Source organism: Wolbachia endosymbiont of Rhagoletis cingulata, from assembly GCF_048537655.1.
GTDB classification, from domain to species: Bacteria; Pseudomonadota; Alphaproteobacteria; order Rickettsiales; family Anaplasmataceae; genus Wolbachia; species Wolbachia pipientis.
The window spans coordinates 281,669-297,006 of record NZ_CP175927.1; the positions used below are offsets into that span (position 1 = coordinate 281,669).

The following is a 15,338-nucleotide window of genomic DNA, read 5'->3' on the forward strand; positions in this document are numbered from 1 at the left end:
CTTATTTAAGTGACAGATGAGTCCATTCTCTTTAGAAAATAGTGGTTGCGTATATGCTGATTACAATGCAACTGCTCCAATTAGTGAAAATGTAAAAAAAAGTATATTTGAGGTCTTGTTAAAACAAACGCTCAATCCATCATCACTACATAAAAGAGGACAAGAAGCGAGGAAGATTCTTCAGGATGCAAGAGATAACGTACGTGGTGCTATTGGCGTCTCAAGTGATAAAGAAATAGTTTTTACGTCTGGTGCAACTGAAGCGAATAACCTTGTTATGAGAGGAATAGCAGGCTACCTGCATATAATTTCAGCTATAGAGCATCCTTCAATTCTTAATTCTGCATGTAATCCATATATAATACCTGTTAATCAGGAGGGCATTGTTGACTTTTTAGAGCTAGAAAAAATTCTAAGCGAACTTAAAGGAAACAAAGCAATAGTTTCAGTTATGATGGCAAATAACGAAACCGGAGTTATTCAACCTATTGAGGAAATAGCTGAAATAGCCCACAAATTTGGAGCAATTTGCCACACTGACACTGCTCAAAGTGTTGGGAAAATTAAAGTTAATATGGAAGATTTAGGAGTGGATTTACTCACTTTATCCGCCCATAAATTTGGCGGTGTAGCAGGCAGTGGAGTTTTAATATTCAATAAAGAACTTGCGATAGAACCTATTATAATAGGTGGTGGACAAGAGAAGGGATTTCGTGGTGGTACGGAAAATATTGTTGCGATTGCAGGCCTTTCTGCTGCACTGCAAAATATTCCAGACCTTCTATCAAAAATGGATGAAGTAAAGGAGCTACGTGATCAATTAGAGTGTGAATTATTAAATCTTGCCAGTGACATAAGAATCTTCGGTAAAAACTCTAAGAGGCTGCCAAACACAAGTTTTATTTATATGCCAGGAGTAAAGAGTGATGTGCAGCTTATGCATTTTGACTTGAATCATATTGCAGTTAGTAATGGCTCCGCATGTTCTTCTGGAAAAGTTGAGCCTTCCCATGTTTTGCTTGCAATGGGGGCAACAAAAGAGCAAGCAGAGTGTTCAATTAGAATCAGTATAGGTCCAGAAACTAAACCACAAGACATAAAAAAAATAGTGGATTGTTGGTATAATATCTACAAGCAGAACACCTTGGTATAGATAATACGTGGTATCATGCAGGCACTGGCCGAGCATTAGATGTAAAAAATTACTTTACAACCCCGCGGTATCTCTAGATCCCGCTAACAAGCAGCGGGATGACGGTTGTTAGGCTAGCTGTCATCCAAGTAGCTGACACTGGTTCCTTTATGACGGCAGTGCCCCTATGGTGTCATTCCAGTGTCCTGACTACTTGGATCTAGCAAGCTTTGCTTGCAAATAAGTCTAATACGTGTCGCGTTTTATGCCAAAACACAATTGGAGTTACATGCAAAATAGATCCCAGACTGGGATGACAAAAAAAGAGCACTGGAATGACACCATTTGCTGTGCAATTTACCTTCAAAAATGAATGTTCGTACAGCTATGGATTCATTCGCGGTATCTCACCATAGATCCCGCTGACAAGCAGCGGTATGACGGTTATCAGTAAACATGAATTACTTTAGCTATGCAATCAGGCTTCCTAAAAACACTTTGTAGCCAATCAATTCTTGAGTATAAAAAGAATTCCTTTAATAATAAGGTATGCTAATCAGGAATTTAATAAAACAAGCAACTCAAGTAGGAAGCAGTGAAAATGCAATACGGTATGTCGAATATCTCTATCAATTTGAGAAGTTTAGAAACACATTAAACCTCACTTTATCACTAATAAAGCAAAACAGGCTCTCATTTGAAATATACCAAGAGGGATTAGTGGATATGGAAGAGGGAGTGTGTAAGACAATCAGGTCTTCCAGTGTAAATAGATATGTTATTGTACTGAGGAAGTCAAACCCATACATTATAGTGCATGAACTTTCACACATGGTTGAAAATGAACTGAACTTAAGTTTGGAACAGGAATTTCTCCATAAAGTTTACCAGGATATTGAGCAGAACCTAAAGCAAGCAAATATTCTTGTGCAGAAAATTATCGGCCAAGTTATATTTAAGGAGATACAGGCTTATCAAACTGCAAAATCACGTGCATCTGAATTATTTGCACGCTATTTTGAGCTATTTGCTTGGGCGCAGGAGGTTTACCCTAAAGATAAAGAATACTTAATCCGCACTCAAGACTTAAACAAAGTGTTCCTTGCTACTGGCCAATGGAAAAAGAGCTACCTTGATTCACAAATGATGGAGAGAATAGATAAGGAAATCAAGGAATACAGCAATAAAACTGCCACTAAAGACGTAACCAAAGTGCAAAGCAGTTGGACTAATAAATTTTCTCCTGGGGGCAAAAAAATTAGCTCTATATTTGGAGATGATGATTAGCTTATAGTACAGGTTTTCCTACGTCATGCCGCCGCGAACCGTCATACCGCGATTCATTCTTTTGGTGTACGAACATTGCAATTTGCAGGTAATTTGAGTAGTAGATGGTGTCATTCCAGTGCTTGACACTGGAATCCAGGAATTTGGATTGGGCACTAAGTTGGTGAGCATAAAAGTGGCTGATCTTATGTTAAAACACAACGTTCTTGATGAGATTACGGCAAGGCTGGATTCCAGTGTCAAGCACTGGAATGACACCATTTGCTGTGCAGTTTACCTTTAAGAATGAATGTTCGTACAGTTGTGCGCGGTATCTCATCAGCTAACACGTAGCGGAATGACGGTTGTCGGTAAATCTTTTAGCTATAGAAGTTAACTTTGCAGTTAACTTCTACAGCGTTTCAAAGTATAGTTTTGGTAATACAGTAACTAAATATACATGAAAACCATTTTAGCTGTTGAAACAAGCTGCGACGAAACTGCAGTAGCGATTGTAAATAGTGACAAGCAAGTCCTTGCTCACGAAATTCTCTCCCAAGCAGAACACAAAAAACGTGGTGGGGTGATCCCTGAAATAGCTTCACGTGCTCATATGGAGCATTTAAGTGGTCTAATAAAAAGCGCCGTGGAAAAATCTAACCTTAACTTTTGTGACCTCAATGCAATTGCAGCAACATCAGGACCAGGACTCATAGGTGGATTAATAGTTGGTACAATGATGGCTAAAGCAATTGCGCATGTAGCACAAAAACCATTCATTGCAGTGAATCACTTAGAAGCGCATGCATTGGTTATTAGGTTACTGCATGAGGTAAAATTTCCATTTTTAGTCCTACTAATATCAGGTGGTCACTGTCAATTTTTAATTGCACAGGATGTAGGTAAATACATTAAACTTGGAGAAACGCTCGATGATTCACTAGGAGAAGCATTTGATAAAGTTGCTAAGATGCTGGGTTTAAGCTACCCAGGAGGCCCATTAATTGAAAAGTTGGCTAAAAAAGGCAATGGCACAAGATTCAAACTGCCAAGGGCAATGATAAAACGTTCTGGATGTAACTTTTCGTTTTCTGGGATTAAAACAGCAGTAAAAAACTTAGTACAAGAACTTAAAATGAGCGAGCAAGATGTGTGTGATGTATGTGCTTCGTTTCAAGAGTGTATTAGTGACATACTGCTGGACAGGGTTAGTAATGCAATTATTATGGCCGAATCTTTAAATATCAAAATCAATGACTTTGTGATTACCGGCGGAGTTGCAGCAAATAATTTCTTGAGAGAAAAATTAAAACAACACATAAACTTAAACATATTTTTTCCCCCTAACGACCTATGTACAGACAATGCAATTATGGTTGGATGGACAGGAATTGAAAGGTTACAGAAAAATTATATAGATCCACTTAATTTTGCACCAAGACCTAAGTGGGAGTTAGAGAGTTATTAAAAGCTCTCAATTCTGAATTATAGCTAAAGTGACTTAGGTTCTCTAATTGCACATAAGTCAACAATAATTTTCACACAAATCAAAACAGCATATCTTCTCCATAATCCTTGGTAATTTTACATAAGTGAAAAGTAGCATATGGTTCTCTCCGCGGTCTGAGATGACAATAAACTTGTCAAGCCGCATTATACTTGTTAGGCGGAAGTGGACGGTAACATGTTTACCACGAAGTCTAACTAAGTTCTTGCTTGTCCCTTCCATCGGCATTGCTATCTTTATTTTCAATAAAATTATTGTCCTATGCTCTTTTGATGTTTATTGATAATAAAATTCTGTTTTATCAACCAACATCCTATGCATAATTACAGCTAATTTTCTTGCTACTGCTACAATTGCTTTTTTCATTCCTTTTTTCTTCGCAACTCCAGTTTTTTAATTTAAATGTCCTCTTGGTAACTGTAAGCATTGTTTGTGCAGCTTCATATAACATACTTCTACATTCCGCTGGTCCCATCTTTGATATGCTGCCATGCCGATCAACTTCTCCAGAAGAATATTGCCTTGGTGTCAACCCTATATATGCTCCAACTGTATCAGATTTCTCAAACCTATGTGGGTTATCAATTGCAGCTTTATACGTCATTGCTACTATAATCCCCACTCCTGGAACAGTAGTTAACAATTTACAATCATCGTCTTTTTCACCTTGTTCTGAAAGCATTTTGTCAAGCTTTCTTAATGACTTTTCTATTGCTTCCAAACTACAAACTAACGCTTCAATTGAACTCCTACTGATTTCATCCAAATTATTTATTGCCTCTTGTATTCTTAAAGCGAAAGTTTCAAATTTTGATCCTTTACCGACCATGTATCTTCAACAACCCTCTTATTGTTCCAATAACCTGCTGTTTGCTACACATTAGCTGTCTTCTGCTTCCAAGCGCTATTTTAATTTGACAACTGATTTTACTAACACTTCTCATCATCTGCGCTATACCCCTCGCATCGTTTTTATCATTCTTATTGATTCTTGCAGACAACGCTGCTGCCATATGCCTTGCATCTACACAAATTACTGGTAATCCAAAACTCCTTAACTCTTTGCACATTGATATTGACAACTATCCACTTTCTATTCCTATGGGTTCGTATTTTTTGCCTTGGCTAATCTGCTATTGCCTTACTTTCGCTTGCAACAACTTCTTCCTTAACAACTTTTCCTTTCTCATCAACGATACTTATAAAAGTTTCTTTTAATGAGATCGCTATAATATTTCATGACCTACTGTAAAAGTTTAAATTATTTTTGAAGAACCAATTCATTGAATTTGTTACTTCGTGCTAAAATAATGGAGTATGTCTCTCCATCATTCAATAGCAATTACAGTATGTTTAGCTATAATTTGAAAAACAAAAATTCGTCATTCTGCTACTAGTTAGCGGGATCTAGAGGTACCGCGGCGGCATGACGTAGGATTGCTGTCATCCCGCTGCTTGTTAGTGGCTAAGAGATACTGTGAATAAATCACGGTATGACGGTTAAGTATCCCGCTACGTGTTAGCGGCTGAGATAACGCGAATAAATCGCGGGATGACGTGTTGCTTGGGTCAGCTATAGAAGCAAAACTCATCATTTTGAAAGAGGAGGAGATTTTTCCGGACCCTCAGCAGGGATTGATTTTGGATCTGATAATTCTGTATTTACCTTGATTGGCTCTAATGGAGTTTTCTGCTCTTCCGGTTTATCATCTGGAATTGGAACAGGCCAATCCATAATGTTTTGCGGTATAACTTTTGCTTCTTTAGCTTCTTTTTGACCTGTTGAAGATGATGCATCAACTCCTGCATTTTTGGTAACTTCTTGTTTTAGTTGTTTATTTTCTTCTTGCAGTTGCTTTAAATTTTTCTTTAACTCGTCAATCTCTCTTATTTTTTGTTTTAATTGTTCAGATATAGTTAGTTTGTCTCTAGTCAATTTTTTGTTTTCTTGTCTTAACCCACTAGCTGTTCTGCTTGAGTTGTTGTTTACAGCTTGTATACCTTGGTCTTGCTGCTGCATGCTTGTTCCTCTACTTTCATATTCAACTTCAGTTTGAGTTGCCTGACCTTTTTCCTGCTGTAATATGTTCTGCAGTTGCTCTAGACTCTCTTTGACAGATGCCAGCTCTTCCTGTGTACACGTTAACATCCCTTCCTTTTCCTTAAGTTGATATTGAAGTTTTTCTATTTCCCTCTTCGTATTTTCTTCGCTTAGCTCATCTGCAAGTGATCTTCCAGGTTCAAGTTGTCGAATTTCCCTCTCTAAATCTTCCTTTTCTCTCTGTAATTCATTTAATTCTTTAGACAATTGGCTCGCCGTTTCAGCCAATGTATTGTTTTCCTTTTTTGTTTCCATTAACTGTTCTGCCAACTGCTTTTTATGATCATCCTTTAAACCTTCCACTATTTTCTTCAGGTCATTCTCCAAATTTGCATTCTTTTCCTTTAGTACAGTTAAATTAGCTTCACTTTGCTTCAATTTTCTCTGTAATTCTTTATTTGCCTCATTTGTTTCACCTTCCTTATCTTTCAACTGATCATTTAAGTTCTTTATTACATCATTTTTATCCTGTAGTTCTTCCTCTTGTTCCTTTATTCTTTGACCTCTTTCAAATATCGCTCGCTGTTGTTCATTGACTTTATCTCTCAAGGAGTCACGTTCTAATCTTAGATCCTCAAGCTGCTTTGCCTGCACTGCAAAATATTTAGCAAATGTTTCTTTTTCTTCCTCTAATTCCTCAACTTCATCTTTTAATCCTTCTTGCTCATACTCTTCTTCATCACCAGACATATCATCCTCAAATATTTCATCTTCATCACTAAATTCACTGTTGGTGGATATAGAACTTCTACGTGAAGAAGGTGTGCTAGGAGAGGAATACCCACTGCTGCTTGGTGTAGGTGACTGTGGTGATATATGTAGATCTTTTGTAAATATTTCCTCTGCTGGTACTTGCTGATCGTCTACACTCTTGGATATGCCAGTAAAAGCTTGATACAGAGTTTTTCCGTTGATAAAAACTTCTTTATTTTGTCCAACTAACTTTAATACTTCTTCTGAACTCGTTATTCCTCCAAATTTTGGCTCACCAATAACACTCTGTATACCACCAGAATCCAATTTTACGGTCATGCTACAGTCTATGCTGTTACCTTCAGAATCCTTAGCCTGCCAATTAATGGTCATTTCACATGAGCTTGAACCAGTAAAATCATAGTGCCTTTCGCTGCCTTTTTTGGTTGCAGTTATTTGACTATCTTTCCCTAAAGATATGTTATAAACCTTACCTTCACTGCTGGTCCTTAAAATATTGCTAATTTCTATTGGTTTTTCTTCATTTTCAAATCTAATTTTGAAGTCATTATCCTTTGTTGGATACACTAAGAAATTTTGACCAGGCAGAGACGACTTAAGTTCTTTATGCATTGCGTCTATTGATTGCTCAAATTTTTGGAACTCCTTTTCCCACTTTAAATTTATCTGTCCTGTAATGTCCTCATCTTTGCGTAAAGGACCAATAAAGTACCAGATTAAATTTTCTTCCTCCAGTCTTTTGATAAAATCCTGAAGATCGTTGCAAGATTCAATGACATTTAAAGTATCATTTTTCTTTTGTTCATCTACATCTAAACTTTGACTTTCAGCTATAAATACATTTTCGTTTTCCTGTGGCATAATTTTACATTTTAAAAAATATACTATAATATTAACAGATTTCTTTAAAAAATCAACTAATTGTTGGATAAATAAACTTGAGCATTTGGCCAAAATATTATATAGTAGTCACTTCAAGAAGTACAGTATGGACAATACCATTATAAGAAAATACGATATTAGAGGTATAGTAGGCAAAGATTTGCAGATTAATGATGGGTACGAGATAGGTAGAAAGTTTGGCCAAACCGTAGCTAGTGTTTGTGTCGGCTACGACAGCAGAATAGATTCACCAGGTATAGAAAGAGAATTAATTAGGGGCTTAACTTTATCCGGTGCAAATGTTATACGCGTTGGGCTATGCTCTTCACCTATGCTTTACGCTGCAACACAAATCACACAGGCGGATCTTGGTATCATAATAACTGCCTCTCATAACCCCAGCGAATATAATGGCTTTAAATTTTTTAGTAATAAAAAAGTCTTCTCAGATCAAGAAATGAAGGAAATTATAAGCAGTCCAATTAAAAACAGCACAAGAATTGGAAGCTTAATTAACATAAATATATATAGTGAGTACATTAGCATATTGAAAAGTGCAGTGAAGAACGATACTACACAGAAATTAAAAATAGCCTGGGATTGTGGAAATAGTCCAGCAAGTGGAATTATAAGGTATATTGAAAAGATCTTGCCTGGTCATACGCACATCGTAACCAATAACTCTATAGATGGGGCATTTCCACTGCATGATCCAGATCCCATAGAGGAAAAAAATCTTGCTCAATTAATTGACATTGTGAAGGAATATGGATGTGATCTTGGCATTGCGCTAGATGGCGATAGCGATAGGGTGCGCTTAATTGATAATAAAGGCAACGTTGTTTCCAATGACCATTTATTTATAATTTTTGCACGTGAAGTGTTGGAGGAATATCCAGAAAGCAAAGTTATTGCTAACGTAAAAATGAGTATGAAAGTGCATGATTTTGTTAGCAAGTTAGGAGGGCAAGTTATCACCTGTGCTACTGGACATTCACTAGTTAAGAAGAAGATGGTAGAGGAAGAGGCAAAGTTTGCTGGTGAATTAAGCGGGCACTTCTTCTTTTCTGAGCTAAGTTTTGATGATGGGCTATATTCTGCTGTTAAAGCAGTTGACATTTTGCTTAAGAAAAACCAAAGCCTATCTCAGGTGATTGAGGATTTACCGAAGTTATATATCACTCATGAAGTGAAGATTGTAGTGAAAGATGAGAAAAAGTTTCAAATAATTGAGTCAATAAAGAAAACACTGGAGCAGCAAAATATTGTATTTTCAGATCTTGATGGTGTTAAGGTAACCGATAATAAAGGTTGGTGGCTTCTTAGGGTATCAAATACGCAAAACTGCATTACAGCAAGATGCGAAGGAGAGACTTTAGAGGGTTTTGAACTTACTAAGAAGGTTTTGTTCCATTACATTGATGAAGCAAGGTCTTTAAATTGTAGCTACTCACAGAAATAAATTTGATTTATAAAATTGACATGAAAGTATAAAGATAAATAGGCTAAATGTACTTATCACCTGGTCAGGCTGCAGCATTATTTCGTGTAACCGTTTGCGGGTCCACTTAATTCTGCAATTCTTTGATCTCACTCATGGAGAGGCCAGTAAACTTAACAATAGTGGTGACATCAACATTATTAGCTAGCATTGTTTTTGCAACTTCAATTTTTCCTTCCTTTTTAGCATCATCAAGTTTTTGTTCAAGAACAGCCCGTTCATCACGAATACGTTTTATTTCCTGTTCGTAGGCAATAAATTCTTTCTCTGACCAGTTGAATCTATTTAGTTCTTCATATGCCTTTTTAATTATTACATCACTACCTATTATCTTTTCCAATTCTTCTTCGCTAGTTTCATCTGCATATTTAAAATAATAGATCCATTTTTCAACTATACTCTCCAATTGGTCTTCTTTAGTTTTAGGAAATTTTGGTAACTCAATAAATGTAAAATAAAAATCTTTTAAATCATGTTCATAGCTATCTTTGTCTAACATTACATGATCTGACTTATACTCAGATTTATTAGGAAAGAGAATACAATCAGCAATAGCTATAAAAATGATTTCTTTAAGACCCTGATATTGATCACCTTTATCAGCTTGCCTTGAATAAGCTTTAGCAGCGTAATATTGAGCGCGTTTTTCAAAGCCTTTAGTTTTGGCAACTTGGTTAGGTAAGGAAGTAGTATTGCTACTACTCCCTCCCTTAGAAACGCAGCATGCAGGTTTCCCCACACTACGCTTGAGCCCCTTATCTAAGTCCTTCTTTTCTCGAACCGGCTTGTCCTTCATGATTCCTCAGAAAACATCATTCTTAATGGTGACACCAACAGTAGAGAACCTTCTCTTGAGAAAGAGCTTGCTAACATTTTTGTTTGTTTCACTCTTTCATCAAAATACTTTTTCCATTTTAAGTCAAGTGGATTTGCATCCGCCCTGATTTTAACATGTCGTCTGATAGGTATATCAATCAACCTAAGCAGTCTTAAATACCTTATCTCTTTCGGTTTGTTCTTGCATATGGGTGCAGCAAAGACCCATTGGCGTTGTTTCATTACCTTGAAGTAACGATTCTTTATCCAACGTAATCCTTTACGAGGATGTCTTTTCTTTGCCCATTTCCATAGAGCACACATAATTTCATGGTCTATTTTGTTAAAAGCTCTTTTCGCACACACATGGCTGTAGTAATTTCCCCATCCCCTTAATAGGGAATTGAGCAACTTGATTAGTACGGCCTGAGTGTTCGCTATGTTTGCCTTTATCAATGTACGTGCTTTATTAAGAAGTTTCTTAATACTTTCTTTTGAAGGTTTTATAATTAACTTCTTATTATACCTGCGTACATTACAACCAAGAAAGTCAAACCCTGTTGTAATAGATGTAATTTTTGTTTTCTCTTCGGAAAGGATAAGACCTCTCTCCTGAAGAAAGGACGATACTAGAGGTTTTACTTCATTTTCCAGTACTTCACGTGTGATTCCTGAAATGATAAAGTCATCTGCGTACCTGATTACATTTACTCCACTTCTGATTTTGCTTCTTCTTTTACTGCCAAGTTTACCAAATTGACTTTCCAATGATTTTTCAAGTCCATTTAGGGCTAGATTTGCTAGTATTGGAGAGATGATACTACCTTGTGGGGTACCTGCAGTTGTGGAATACAGAGTTTTTGATTCTAGGAAGCCAGCTTTTAACCAGCTATGAAGAATTTTCTTCTCCATAGGAATATGCTTCATGAGCCATTCATGGTTAATGTTATCAAAACACCCTTTAATATCACCTTCGAGTATCCATTGTAGTTGGTTACGGCTTGCCAGTAACAAGTGACAAGCCACAGTAGCGTCTGCGCAGGATCTTTTTGGTCTAAAACCATAAGAGTGACGATCACTGATCGTTTCAGCTATCGGTTCCAAAGCAAACAAGTATAATGCTTGCATGGCTCTATCTTTTATCGTAGGGATTCCAAGAGGTCTTCTTTTGCCATTAGACTTACTGATGTATATCCGTTTTAGCGGAGAAGGTTTGTATCCTCTTTGTTTTAATAGCTTTATTCCTTGAAATTTTGTGTTGCAAGTTGACCATATTTGACGATCTACACCTGCTGTGTTTTTTCCTTGGTTTTCAGTTACTCTCTTAACCGCCAAAGCTTTGCCGCTAAAAGAGCGTGTGAGAAGGTGTTGTAAAGTTTTCACCTTACCCCATCTGCCTTGTTGGACAGCCTTAACAATACGCCTCTGTAGCCTCATAACAACTTTTTGGCATTTCTTCCAGGGTAACTGGTTCCATGCTTCGGAGTTATTGGTAGGTGCACTTACAGTTGTACTTGTAATCATCTGCTTTCCTACCTTAAGTGGTTAACAAAGTTTCTTGTCATGAGGGACCAAATGGAAGTCTGCTCGTTTTCACGCGAATTAATGTTACAAATTCTATCCATTTCGTTACAAAATGGCATTCGCTTTCTCCATTATCCTTTACCTGCACATCCATCAGCATTCCTTGCGGGTTGCCTGCCATATAGGCGAAAATACAGGCTTATCCTGTTCCTTTTGTCATACAATAGTGGGTTAGGTGGCTTCTCTATACCGGTGGAATTATTATTTGCGTACATCCAGAAATGAAAAATGTAACTCATCCACATTACCTTTTGGTCGGAGCTTATCAGCATCTTTAGCTCTTTAATCGTTACGATACTTATGAAGCTTCACTTACGTTCACCATACCACTAAGCCTAGCCCTCCAACCACATGATGCTTGTAGTTTATGCTTTCTCTCACGATTGAGCATCTTCTTTATCAAGAGGAGGTTCATTGTCCGCGTCGCTCGGCACCAACTGGTTACCCAATTCGCACTGATGCGTAGACTCAGATGGCAAAACATCTGGTTCAATAAGCTTTAGAATCCTTTCAGTTTCTTTCTGAATGAATTCCTCTCCTTTTAAACAATATGACCGAAGGCTTTCAGGTCGCACCATTTCGACTATTACTTGCACCCCATTTTCATCCCTGCAAAGAACATCAACGATACTTTGTTTTTTAGAGGCAATTTCAGCATCTTGAATAGTGCTGAGGAATTCTATTTCTTTTATTTCATCTTTGCCAGTGAACCCCAAAATATCATTGAGAAAGTGAATGAGGATGTCTTTATTTTTTTCAGTACCAAAAATACGCCGGAACGCAACATCATTCTTGGGGTCGAGAAATTTAGAAAGAGCCATAAAAAAATTTTTAAATGTATCTTTATATTATATATTCTTATTAATAATAATTCAATAATTTGTCGTCTTTTTTGTTAACTTTACTGATGTTGTTGTAAGGAACGTTGTTGCAAAATTTTGTAAAATTTATTATCCTAAGGTTTCAAGTTCTCACAGGTTTATTGGAGCTATATGTACAATGTGTTTATCAGTGAAAATCCGGAGAAAATGATGGGGGAAAAGTTAATACATTACTTTAGCCAGGGTAAATGCGAAGGCAATGCAGAAATGAAAAATCTGCTGGGAGGAAAGGGGGCAAATTTAGCAGAAATGTGCAATGTTGGCATTCCTGTTCCACCTGGTTTCACAATTTCCACCTCTGCTTGCAAAGTCTATTATCAAGACAATAGATCTTCTGTTATCCAAGTAGCTGACTACTCGGATCCAGAAAAAAATGTGGTCACGCACTGGAATGACATATGTAGTGGAATCAAAAACTACATGGCGATGCTCGAAAATGACATCGGTTGTAAATTTGGGGATTTAAATAATCCCTTATTAGTTTCCATACGCTCTGGTAGTGTTAGTTCAATGCCGGGCATGCTTGATACTATTTTAAATGTTGGTCTAAATGATGAAACCGTTGTTGGGCTTGCAAAAAAAAGTGGCGAACGTTTTGCTTACGATAGCTACTGCCGTTTCATCATGATGTACTCCAATGTTGTACTACAGCTTGATCATCACCTATTTCAAGATGTTGTTGATAATAAGCAGCAAAAGAGTGGAGCAAAAAGCTTAGCTGATCTTGATGTTGATGTTTTAAAAGAAATTGTTAACAATTTCAAAAGGATAGTACATGAAAAAACAGGAAAACATTTTCCGCAGAACGTTGAAGAGCAATTGCTCAGCTCAGTGAATGCAGTATTTGCTTCTTGGAAAAATGATAGGGCTGTTTCCTATAGAAAAATACATAATATTCCTGAAAGCCTTGGAACAGCGGTCAACGTGCAAGCAATGGTTTTTGGTAATTTAAATGATAATTCTGCAACTGGTGTGATATTTACACGAAATCCTTCAACTGGAGAAAAAAAATACTTTGGTGAATTTCTGATTAATGCTCAGGGTGAGGATGTGGTTTCTGGTGTTTATACTCCTATGCCAATTGACGGAGAGCAAAAAAACACCATGGAGAAGTTGCTGCCAAGTGTCTACCGAGAATTATGCGTGGTATGTGAAAAACTTGAAAGGCATTATAAAGACATGCAGGATATCGAATTTACTGTGCAGGACGGTAAGTTATGGATTTTGCAGACTAGGTCTGGCAAGCGCACGGCTGAAGCTGCTATTCGCATAATAGTTGATATGGTAAACGAAGGAACGATTACAAAAGAAGAAGGAATATTGAGAATTGATCCAAAAACCTTTGACAATTTATTGCATCCAGTTCTTGACGTTAAGAGTGACCAAAAAGTAATAGGGAAGGGGCTGCCGGCTTCTCCAGGGGTTGCTTCTGGATATGTAGTGTTTAGTGCAAGTGATGCTGAAAAAGCTGCAGAGCAGGGCAAAAAAGTGATTTTAGTAAGGTCAGAAACGAGTCCTGAAGATATTAATGGAATGAATGCTGCAAGTGGCATAGTAACAGCACGGGGAGGGATGACCTCGCATGCTGCTGTTGTAACCCGTGGAATGGGTAAGCCATGCATTTGCAGTGTGAGTGGACTTTATATCGATAAAGATGGAACTTTCTTTTCTGTAGGGGATACAAAAGTAAATAAAGGTGAACCAATTACCATCAACGGAGGAACAGGGGAGGTTATGCTTGGCATTCTCCCTACAATTTCACCTGAATTATCGCAAGAATTCAAAACGGTAATCAACTGGATAGATGAAATCAAAACGGTCAAAGTGAGAGCGAACGCTGATACTCCAAAAGACGCAAAAATTGCAAAAGAATTCGGTGCAGAAGGTATAGGCTTATGTCGCACAGAACATATGTTTTTCGCTAGTGATAGAATCGAATTCATTCAAAAGTTGATAATAGCTGACGATGAAAATGAAAGGGCAAATGCGCTCATTAAACTAGAAGAAATGCAAAAGTCTGATTTCAAAGAAATATTTTCTATTATGGAGGGCAGGGAAGTCACTATACGGTTGCTTGATCCACCTTTGCATGAATTTTTACCCAATGATCAGTCTACTATAGAAAAAATTGCCAAATCACTTAGTAAGTCAGTTGAGTCAGTAAAAAATAAAATAGCGCAGTTATCAGAAAAGAACCCAATGCTTGGCCATCGAGGTTGTAGACTTGCTATTTCTCATCCTGAAATATATAGCATGCAGATTAGGGCAATACTTAGTGCTGCAAGTGAATTAAAGAAAGAAAAGAAGATAGAAGTAGAGCCTGAAATCATGATTCCTTTTATCATGAGCGAGAAAGAATTTATTCTGATATGCGAGCTAGCAAAGAAAGAATCCTCTGTTATCTCAGCTGGGATCCAGACGCAGATTCCAGCTTCACGCGCTGGAATGACATCAGACAAGGCTTATTCAATTGGAACGATGATAGAACTACCAAGAGCAGCACTGATTGCTGATAAGTTAGCAAAACATGCAGAGTTCTTTAGTTTTGGCACTAATGATTTAACGCAAACAACCATGGGACTTTCAAGAGATGATTCAGTTAATTTCCTCGATTCTTATAAGGAAAGCAACATATTCGAAAACGACCCATTTGAAGTGCTGGACATCGAAGGGGTAGGGGAGTTAATCAAGATGGCCATTGAAAGAGGCAAAAAAACCCGAAAAGAAATAAAACTGGGTATATGTGGAGAGCATGGAGCAGATCCAAAATCTATAGAGTTTCTCATCGAATCAGGGGTGGATTATGTTTCATGCTCACCCTATAGAGTACCGATTGCAAAGTTAGTGGCAGCACAGTTTAGTGTTAGATCTAAATTTGCTAGGTAAGTATAGTGGCAGTGTTGGCTACTCATATGGTTTGAGCCCACCAGAGGGTGTCATTCCAGCGCGTGACG

General features: G+C 37.4%; 12 protein-coding genes and 1 pseudogene. 6 read left to right on the forward strand and 7 right to left on the reverse strand.

Features of this window, described 5'->3' with window-relative positions; translation table 11 throughout:
- The first annotated feature begins 16 nt into the window (after positions 1-16).
- The 4 genes from ACJZL3_RS01325 to tsaD all read left to right on the forward strand — a co-directional run bounded on the left by ACJZL3_RS01325 (position 17) and on the right by tsaD (position 3,866).
- On the forward strand, positions 17-1,153 hold the full coding sequence (locus ACJZL3_RS01325) for a cysteine desulfurase family protein (RefSeq protein ID WP_010081988.1): 1,137 nt from the start codon (positions 17-19) through the stop codon (positions 1,151-1,153).
- Between the two features lie 528 nt (positions 1,154-1,681).
- On the forward strand, positions 1,682-2,419 hold the full coding sequence (locus ACJZL3_RS01330) for a WD_0702 family putative metalloprotease (protein ID WP_010081987.1): 738 nt from the start codon (positions 1,682-1,684) through the stop codon (positions 2,417-2,419).
- A gap of 118 nt (positions 2,420-2,537) precedes the next feature.
- Positions 2,538-2,702: a hypothetical protein gene (locus tag ACJZL3_RS01335; RefSeq protein WP_022626335.1), complete on the forward strand. Its 165-nt coding sequence runs from the start codon at positions 2,538-2,540 to the stop codon at positions 2,700-2,702.
- Positions 2,703-2,858: 156 nt separating this feature from the next.
- A complete protein-coding gene (tsaD, locus tag ACJZL3_RS01340) occupies positions 2,859-3,866 on the forward strand; it encodes a tRNA (adenosine(37)-N6)-threonylcarbamoyltransferase complex transferase subunit TsaD (RefSeq protein WP_010962772.1) in 1,008 nt (335 codons plus the stop codon).
- A gap of 352 nt (positions 3,867-4,218) precedes the next feature.
- Here the strand turns inward: tsaD and ACJZL3_RS01345 are convergent, their stop codons facing one another.
- The 3 genes from ACJZL3_RS01345 to ACJZL3_RS01355 all read right to left on the reverse strand — a co-directional run bounded on the left by ACJZL3_RS01345 (position 4,219) and on the right by ACJZL3_RS01355 (position 7,581).
- Positions 4,219-4,734 (reverse strand): IS110 family transposase, encoded by a 516-nt coding sequence (locus ACJZL3_RS01345; protein WP_022626334.1) that lies wholly within the window; start codon positions 4,732-4,734, stop codon positions 4,219-4,221.
- Positions 4,724-4,975 (reverse strand): hypothetical protein, encoded by a 252-nt coding sequence (locus tag ACJZL3_RS01350; RefSeq protein ID WP_010081945.1) that lies wholly within the window; start codon positions 4,973-4,975, stop codon positions 4,724-4,726. Before ACJZL3_RS01350 ends, ACJZL3_RS01345 begins: the two co-directional genes overlap by 11 nt.
- 521 nt (positions 4,976-5,496) lie before the next feature.
- On the reverse strand, positions 5,497-7,581 hold the full coding sequence (locus ACJZL3_RS01355; RefSeq protein ID WP_419198828.1) for a hypothetical protein: 2,085 nt from the start codon (positions 7,579-7,581) through the stop codon (positions 5,497-5,499).
- 127 nt (positions 7,582-7,708) lie between these two features.
- On the opposite strand from ACJZL3_RS01355, the gene ACJZL3_RS01360 reads away from it, so the two are divergent.
- The gene (locus ACJZL3_RS01360) at positions 7,709-9,064 is read left to right on the forward strand and encodes a phosphomannomutase/phosphoglucomutase (RefSeq protein WP_022626332.1); all 1,356 of its coding nucleotides are present in this window, start codon (positions 7,709-7,711) and stop codon (positions 9,062-9,064) included.
- Positions 9,065-9,170: 106 nt separating this feature from the next.
- Here ACJZL3_RS01360 and ACJZL3_RS01365 read toward each other — a convergent pair whose 3' ends face one another.
- From ACJZL3_RS01365 to ACJZL3_RS01380, 4 genes and pseudogenes are all read right to left on the reverse strand, one after another.
- Positions 9,171-9,899 carry an Rpn family recombination-promoting nuclease/putative transposase gene (locus tag ACJZL3_RS01365; RefSeq protein WP_007550709.1) on the reverse strand — a complete coding sequence of 243 codons (729 nt, stop codon included), beginning with the start codon at positions 9,897-9,899 and terminating at the stop codon, positions 9,171-9,173.
- Positions 9,896-11,443, reverse strand: coding sequence for a group II intron reverse transcriptase/maturase (gene ltrA, locus ACJZL3_RS01370; RefSeq protein ID WP_006280223.1), 1,548 nt, complete (start codon positions 11,441-11,443; stop codon positions 9,896-9,898). Before ltrA ends, ACJZL3_RS01365 begins: the two co-directional genes overlap by 4 nt.
- 37 nt (positions 11,444-11,480) lie before the next feature.
- The gene (locus tag ACJZL3_RS01375) at positions 11,481-11,624 is read right to left on the reverse strand and encodes a hypothetical protein (RefSeq protein ID WP_173862902.1); all 144 of its coding nucleotides are present in this window, start codon (positions 11,622-11,624) and stop codon (positions 11,481-11,483) included.
- A 454-nt stretch (positions 11,625-12,078) separates the two neighbouring features.
- Positions 12,079-12,324: pseudogene (locus ACJZL3_RS01380) on the reverse strand (PD-(D/E)XK nuclease family transposase); the annotation flags it as partial.
- A gap of 210 nt (positions 12,325-12,534) precedes the next feature.
- On the opposite strand from ACJZL3_RS01380, the gene ppdK reads away from it, so the two are divergent.
- The gene (ppdK, locus tag ACJZL3_RS01385) at positions 12,535-15,270 is read left to right on the forward strand and encodes a pyruvate, phosphate dikinase (protein ID WP_419198829.1); all 2,736 of its coding nucleotides are present in this window, start codon (positions 12,535-12,537) and stop codon (positions 15,268-15,270) included.
- Positions 15,271-15,338 lie beyond the last annotated feature (68 nt).

Coding starts and splice junctions, on each gene's coding strand:
- ppdK (WP_419198829.1), top strand. CDS start 12,535: ATGGGGGAAAAGTTAATACATTACTTTAGCCAGGGTAAATGCGAAGGC.
- ACJZL3_RS01355 (WP_419198828.1), bottom strand. CDS start 7,581: ATGCCACAGGAAAACGAAAATGTATTTATAGCTGAAAGTCAAAGTTTA.
- ACJZL3_RS01345 (WP_022626334.1), bottom strand. CDS start 4,734: ATGGTCGGTAAAGGATCAAAATTTGAAACTTTCGCTTTAAGAATACAA.
- ltrA (WP_006280223.1), bottom strand. CDS start 11,443: ATGATTACAAGTACAACTGTAAGTGCACCTACCAATAACTCCGAAGCA.
- ACJZL3_RS01365 (WP_007550709.1), bottom strand. CDS start 9,899: ATGAAGGACAAGCCGGTTCGAGAAAAGAAGGACTTAGATAAGGGGCTC.
- tsaD (WP_010962772.1), top strand. CDS start 2,859: ATGAAAACCATTTTAGCTGTTGAAACAAGCTGCGACGAAACTGCAGTA.
- ACJZL3_RS01350 (WP_010081945.1), bottom strand. CDS start 4,975: ATGTGCAAAGAGTTAAGGAGTTTTGGATTACCAGTAATTTGTGTAGAT.
- ACJZL3_RS01330 (WP_010081987.1), top strand. CDS start 1,682: ATGCTAATCAGGAATTTAATAAAACAAGCAACTCAAGTAGGAAGCAGT.
- ACJZL3_RS01360 (WP_022626332.1), top strand. CDS start 7,709: ATGGACAATACCATTATAAGAAAATACGATATTAGAGGTATAGTAGGC.
- ACJZL3_RS01325 (WP_010081988.1), top strand. CDS start 17: ATGAGTCCATTCTCTTTAGAAAATAGTGGTTGCGTATATGCTGATTAC.
- ACJZL3_RS01375 (WP_173862902.1), bottom strand. CDS start 11,624: ATGGCAGGCAACCCGCAAGGAATGCTGATGGATGTGCAGGTAAAGGAT.